Raw genomic sequence first — 5,779 nt, 5'->3', positions numbered from 1 at the left:
AAGACGGCACAACATAATTGGGCGCTGCTGCATGCGCTGCCGCAGTTCGTCGCGACCGGTATCCGCGTGCTTGTCGGTGCATCCCGGAAACGGTTTCTCGGCAGGCTGCTGGCTGACCCTGACGGGACATTGCGCCCACCGGATGGACGGGAGACCGCCACCGCGGTGATCTCCGCTTTGGCCGCCCTGCACGGGGTGTGGGGTGTGCGGGTGCATGACGTGCGGGCTACTGTCGATGCGCTGAAGGTCGCCGAGGCCTGGAAACAAGGCGGGTCTGATGGCTGATCGAATCGAGTTGCGCGGCTTGACTGTTCGCGGTCGCCACGGCGTGTACGAGCAGGAGCGCGCCGACGGCCAGGACTTTGTCGTCGACATCACCGTGTGGATCGACCTGGCCGACGCCGCCGCCAGCGACGACCTGTCCGACACCTACGACTACGGCATGCTGGCTCAGCGGGCGGCCGACATCGTGGCCGGGCCGCCACGCAAGCTGATCGAAACCGTCGCCGGCGAGATCGCCGACGACGTCATGAACGATTCACGGGTGCACGCCGTCGAGGTGGTCGTCCACAAGCCAGCCGCCCCCATACCGCAGACCTTCGCCGACGTCGCGGTGGTGGCGCGCCGATCACGGCGCGGCGGCCGCGGATCGGTGGTGCCGGCCGGAGGCCAGCGGCCGTGACTCGCGTGGTGCTGTCGATCGGGTCCAACCTGGGTGACCGGTTGGCCCGGCTGCAGTCGGTGGTCGACGGGCTCGGCGAGTCGGTGTGTGCCGTTTCGCCCGTCTACGAGACCGAGCCGTGGGGCGGCGTGGACCAAGCGCCGTTCCTCAACGCGGTGCTGATCGCCGACGAACCGGCGTGCGACGCACACGCCTGGTTGCGGCGCGCGCAGGCGTTTGAGCGGGCAGCCGACCGCGTGCGTGGCCAGCGGTGGGGCCCACGCAGCCTCGACGTGGACTTGATCGCCTGCTACGACGACGACACCGAGCTGTTCTCCCGCGACAACGGCCTGACCCTGCCGCACCCGCTGGCTCACCTGCGGGCGTTCGTGATGGTCCCGTGGCTTGCCATCGACCCGGACGCCGAGCTGACAGTGGCCGGACGAAAGCGGCGGGTCGCCCAGTTGTTGGCCGAGCTGGAGCCTGCCGATCGTGCCGGTGTGCGACGAACTCATTTGGTGCTCACACCGCGGACGTCAGGAAACTGATGGGCCCCACCCGAAAACGTGACCTGACGGGCGCGGTGATCGGCGCTGCGGTGGTCGGCTATCTGCTGGTGGTGCTGTTGTACCGGTGGTTTCCGCCGATCAGGGTGTTCACGGGCGTGTCGCTGCTCGCCGTGGCCGCGGCCGAGGCGCTGTGGGGCCGATATGTGCGCACGAAGATCAGCGACGGCGAGATCGGCGACGGACCCGGCTGGCTACATCCGCTGGCGGTAGCGCGAAGCGTGGTCATCGCCAAGGCGTCGGCGTGGGTGGGCGCCGTGGTGCTGGGTTGGTGGATCGGGGTGTTGGTGTACCTGCTACCGCGGCGTTCCACGCTGCGGGTCGCCGGCGAGGACACCACCGGCGCGGTGGTCGCGGCAGCCTGCGCACTGGCTCTGGTAGTTGCCGCATTGTGGCTACAGCATTGCTGCAAATCGCCGAGCGATCCCACCGAACGCGGCAACCGCGCCGAAACTTAGCCGCGGCCCGCGGCACGACCACGAGGCCCGCAGCGAAGCGGCCCGAGCGCGAACCGGGCAATCAGGGCAGGTGAGAATCGCCGGGACGCGACGACACGCGCAGTGACGCTGGCCCGGTACAGTCAGGCCATGACCGTTCTGTCCCGCGGCGCCCGGGTCCGGCGCGGCGGCCGCAGGCCGGGTTGGCTGCTGTTGACGGCGTTGCTGGTCCTCGCCATCGGGGCCAGTTCCGCACTGGTGTTCACCAATCGGGTGGAACTGCTCAAGCTCGCGGTGATTCTGGCGCTGTGGGCCGCCGTCGGCGCGGCATTCGTGTCGGTGATCTACCGCCGGCAAAGCGACATGGACCAGGCGCGGGTGCGGGATCTCAAACTGGTTTACGACTTGCAGTTGGATCGGGAGATCTCTGCTCGTCGCGAATACGAGTTGACCGTGGAATCCCAGCTGCGTCGTGAGCTGGCGTCGGAACTGCGTGCCCAGGCTGCCGACGAGGTGGCGGCGCTGCGGGCGGAACTGGCCGCGCTGCGCACCAACCTCGAGATCTTGTTCGATGCCGAGCTGAGTCAGCGGCCTGCCCTGGAAACCGACCGCACCACGGTGCGCGGTTACAGCGAGTGGGATCGGGAAGACGAGAGCCCGCGCGATCGGGTCAATCGGGTGGCCTCGGTGCGGGCAGAAGAAGCCGCCAACCAGACCGAAGACAGCTCGATCATCGACGTGCCCGAGGAACCACTGCTCCCGCCCCGAATGGCGGCGCCCGAACCCGCGGCCGAGGGGTATCCAGCGACCGCGGCATATCGGGCGGCCGAGACCCGTGCGCCTGCTTCCGAGGCCTACCCGACCAAGGGGTACCGCGGTTCCCATGGGCGGCCAACAGACGCCAGCGGCTGGTCGCCACGGGCGCGGCAACCCGATCAGGCTGATTGGTCGCGAGCAGGACAGCCCGAGCAACGCGGCTGGTCTACGCAGGAGCGGTCGCAGCCGCAGCGCCATGCCGAGCCTCAGCGCCATCTCGAGCCTCAGCATGACGTTCCGACGCCACCGTCTTCGCCGCGGGTCGAACCCCGGCACATGGCGCCGCAGGCGGAACCAGAGCCACCGCCGCGCGAGTGGTATGCCCCGCCCGACGAGGCGCGGCATGGTCGCCAACCGGCTAACGAAGGGCAGCCGATCAGCTCGCAGGGCCAATGGCTGCCCCCGGGGGCGCCGGGAAGCAACTGGGTTTCCGATCAGGCAGAGCGGCGCCATGCCGTCGGCAACGTCGCTAACGGGTCGTCTACCGTCGTTCAGCCCGGTCCCGAGGCGCCGCCGGGCGGTCGACATGCCGGCGCAGCCGAACCACCGGTTCCCCCGCTCGGCGGAGCGGCAGCTCCTTGGGGCAACAGTCAGCGGCCCCGCCATTCGGCCGATTTCGAGGGCTACGGCGCTGCAACGCCGACGCCGCCATCCGCGCCGCCACCCCCGCCGCCTGAGCTTCCGGCCCGACACCGCAGCGGGGATGACTCCTCGGAGGGGCCACCTTCGGGTGGTCAATCGGTCGCCGAGCTGCTGGCGCGGTTGCAAGCCCAGCCCACCGGCGGCCGGCGTCGCCGCCGCGAAGAGTGAGCAAAGCCACTTCGCGGCTCCCGTCGTCGCCACGGTAAAGTCATAACGACCGTCCGGTACCCGCGCCGCGGGACTGGAACGAACCAAGAGACTTGCGAGGCTTCGTCTGCGATGGGGCAGTTCGATGGGCTGCGTCCGGCCCGGCTGAAGGTGGGCATCATTTCCGCCGGCCGAGTGGGCACCGCCCTGGGTGTCGCGCTGGAGCGCGTCGACCATGTCGTGGTCGCGTGCAGCGCTGTGTCTGAGGCATCGCGGCAACGGGCCGAGCGTTGGCTGCCCGACACCCAGATAGCCTCCGCCCCGGACGTCGCCGGCAGCGCCGAGCTCCTGCTGTTGGCGGTGCCGGACACTGAGTTGGCCGGGCTGGTGTCCGGGCTGGCCGCCACATCGGCGGTGCAGCCGGGCACAATCGTCGCGCACACATCGGGTCCCAACGGCATCGGCGTGCTGGCCCCGCTGACCGACTGCATTCCGTTGGCCATCCACCCCGCGATGACCTTCACCGGCTCCGACGATGACATCGCCCGCCTGGCGGACACCTGCTTCGGCATCACCGCCGCCGATGACGTCGGCTACGCGGTCGCGCAGTCACTGGTCCTCGAGATCGGTGGCGAGCCGTTCCGAATCCGCGAAGACGCCCGCCGGCTCTACCACGCCGCGCTGGCCCATGCCGGCAACCACATCGTCACCGTGCTCGCCGACGCACTGGACGCACTGCGCGCCGCATTGCCCGGAGAACTGGGCCTCGATGACCCCGACGGCATCGCGGAACGAATCATCGGGCCACTGGCCCGGGCCGCGCTGGAGAACACCCTGGAACAGGGCCAGGCCGCGCTCACCGGACCGGTCGCCCGCGGCGACGTCGCCACCCTGGCAAGCCATTTGGCCGCACTGGACGGCGTCGCGCCGGCGCTGGCCCAGGCGTACCGCGACAACGCGCTGCGCACCGCGCAGCGCGCGCATGCTTCCGAGGCCGTTTTCGAGGTGCTGGCGCGGTGATCCCCAAAAACGCGGCCAAGTTCACCGCCGGCGAACTCAACGTGTACTCGGCGCCTGCCGACGTCGCACAGGTCAGCCGGGCGCTGCGACACACCGGTCGGCGAGTGATGTTGGTGCCCACCATGGGTGCGCTGCACGATGGACACCTGAGCTTGATCCGCGCGGCTAAGCGGGTCCCAGGCTCCGTCGTGGTGGTCTCGATCTTCGTCAACCCGTTGCAGTTCGGCGCCGACGAAGACCTCGACGCCTACCCCCGCACCATCGACGACGACCTGGCGCTGCTGCGAGATCAAGGGGTCGAGGTGGCGTTCACCCCGACCGTCGCGGCCATGTATCCCAACGGTCCGCGCACCGCGGTGCATCCGGGTCCGCTCGGCTCCGACCTCGAAGGAGCCGCTCGGCCAACGCATTTCGCCGGCATGCTGACCGTAGTGCTCAAACTGCTGCACATTGTGCGCCCCGATCGAGTGTTCTTCGGGGAGAAGGACTATCAGCAGTTGGTGCTGGTACGGCAGATGGTGACAGACCTGAATCTCGACGTGCAGGTTGTCGCGGTGCCGATTATCCGTGAACACGACGGCCTGGCCATGTCGTCACGCAACCGCTATCTCGACCCTGCGCAGCGGGAAGCAGCCGCGGCGCTGTCGGCGGCCATGGTGGCCGGCAGGCATGCCGCCTCTAGCGGCACGAGTGCCGCGCTGGCCGCCGCTCGTGCCGTGCTCGACTCGGTCCCCTCGATCGCGGTCGACTACCTGCAGGTGCGCGACACCGTGCTCGGCCCCGCGCCCTCCTGCGGCCCGGGTCGGCTGATGGTCGCGGCCCGGGTCGGCAATACCAGGCTTCTGGACAACATCGCTATCGAAATTGGTACTCACGCCGACAGCAACGGGCAGGCGCCCGCCGGTAATCGGACCTGCGAATCACCTTGGAGGAACTGATGTTACGGACAATGCTGAAGTCGAAGATCCACCGGGCAACCGTCACCCAAGCCGACCTGCACTACGTCGGCTCGGTGACCATCGACGCCGACCTGATGGACGCGGCGGACTTGCTCGAGGGTGAGCAGGTCACGATTGTCGACATCGACAACGGTGCTCGGCTCGTCACCTACGCCATCACCGGGGAACGGGGGAGCGGCGTCATCGGGATCAACGGCGCGGCAGCGCATCTGGTGCATCCCGGCGATCTGGTGATCCTCATCGCCTACGCGACCATGGACAATGCTGAGGCCCGGAGCTATCAGCCGCGGATCGTTTTCGTCGACAAGCACAACCGCCCGATCGACCTGGGCCATGATCCGGCATTCGTGCCCGCCGACGCGTCCGAACTCCTATCCCCGCGGTAGTCGTGCTCCTCGCAATCGACGTCCGAAACACGCATACCGTGGTGGGGCTGATCTCCGGGTCCAAAGACCACGCAAAAGTGGTGCAGCAGTGGCGCATTCGCACCGAGTCGGAGGTCACCGCCGACGAATTGGCGCTGACCATCGA

The 5,779-nt window shown here is 68.7% G+C and carries 9 protein-coding genes and 1 pseudogene (2 of these 10 running past the window's edge); all 10 read left to right on the top strand.

Translation table 11 applies throughout. The features are described from left to right. Nucleotides 1-285 carry the 3' portion of a dihydropteroate synthase gene (gene folP / locus ACFE99_RS07605; protein WP_375483949.1) on the top strand. Its footprint begins 564 nt before the window's first position, so the window shows 285 of its 849 coding nt (coding positions 565-849); the start codon falls outside the window, past its left edge; the stop codon is at nt 283-285. Further along, nucleotides 278-682, top strand: coding sequence for a dihydroneopterin aldolase (gene folB / locus ACFE99_RS07600; protein WP_375483947.1), 405 nt, complete (start codon nt 278-280; stop codon nt 680-682). The genes folP and folB overlap by 8 nt, the downstream gene beginning before the upstream one ends. After that, the gene (gene folK / locus ACFE99_RS07595; protein WP_375483945.1) at nt 679-1,209 is read left to right on the top strand and encodes a 2-amino-4-hydroxy-6-hydroxymethyldihydropteridine diphosphokinase; all 531 of its coding nucleotides are present in this window, start codon (nt 679-681) and stop codon (nt 1,207-1,209) included. Before folB ends, folK begins: the two co-directional genes overlap by 4 nt. Further along, entirely contained in the window at nt 1,209-1,685 is a 477-nt protein-coding gene (locus ACFE99_RS07590) for a DUF3180 domain-containing protein (RefSeq protein WP_375483943.1), read from the top strand. Before folK ends, ACFE99_RS07590 begins: the two co-directional genes overlap by 1 nt. A gap of 129 nt (nt 1,686-1,814) precedes the next feature. After that, nucleotides 1,815-3,290 (top strand): DUF6779 domain-containing protein, encoded by a 1,476-nt coding sequence (locus ACFE99_RS07585; RefSeq protein ID WP_375483941.1) that lies wholly within the window; start codon nt 1,815-1,817, stop codon nt 3,288-3,290. A gap of 111 nt (nt 3,291-3,401) precedes the next feature. After that, nucleotides 3,402-4,289, top strand: coding sequence for a Rossmann-like and DUF2520 domain-containing protein (locus tag ACFE99_RS07580; RefSeq protein WP_375483939.1), 888 nt, complete (start codon nt 3,402-3,404; stop codon nt 4,287-4,289). After that, nucleotides 4,286-5,227, top strand: a complete 942-nt coding sequence (panC, locus tag ACFE99_RS07575) for a pantoate--beta-alanine ligase (protein WP_375483937.1) — start codon at nt 4,286-4,288, stop codon at nt 5,225-5,227. Before ACFE99_RS07580 ends, panC begins: the two co-directional genes overlap by 4 nt. Then, nucleotides 5,227-5,634 (top strand): aspartate 1-decarboxylase, encoded by a 408-nt coding sequence (gene panD / locus ACFE99_RS07570; protein ID WP_375483934.1) that lies wholly within the window; start codon nt 5,227-5,229, stop codon nt 5,632-5,634. Before panC ends, panD begins: the two co-directional genes overlap by 1 nt. A gap of 2 nt (nt 5,635-5,636) precedes the next feature. Continuing rightward, on the top strand, nt 5,637-5,779 hold a 143-nt coding region (locus ACFE99_RS07565; protein WP_375483932.1), incomplete at its 3' end, for a type III pantothenate kinase. Continuing rightward, nucleotides 5,723-5,779: pseudogene (locus tag ACFE99_RS07560) on the top strand (type III pantothenate kinase); it runs 687 nt beyond the window's last position. The gene ACFE99_RS07565 and the pseudogene ACFE99_RS07560, both read left to right, overlap by 57 nt.

Origin of the sequence: uncultured Mycobacterium sp., assembly GCF_964249325.1 — a bacterium.
In the GTDB taxonomy this organism is placed as follows: domain Bacteria; phylum Actinomycetota; class Actinomycetes; order Mycobacteriales; family Mycobacteriaceae; genus Mycobacterium.
The sequence above is the reverse complement of the archived record's forward strand: the minus strand, read 5'-3'. Positions and strand labels throughout refer to the sequence as shown.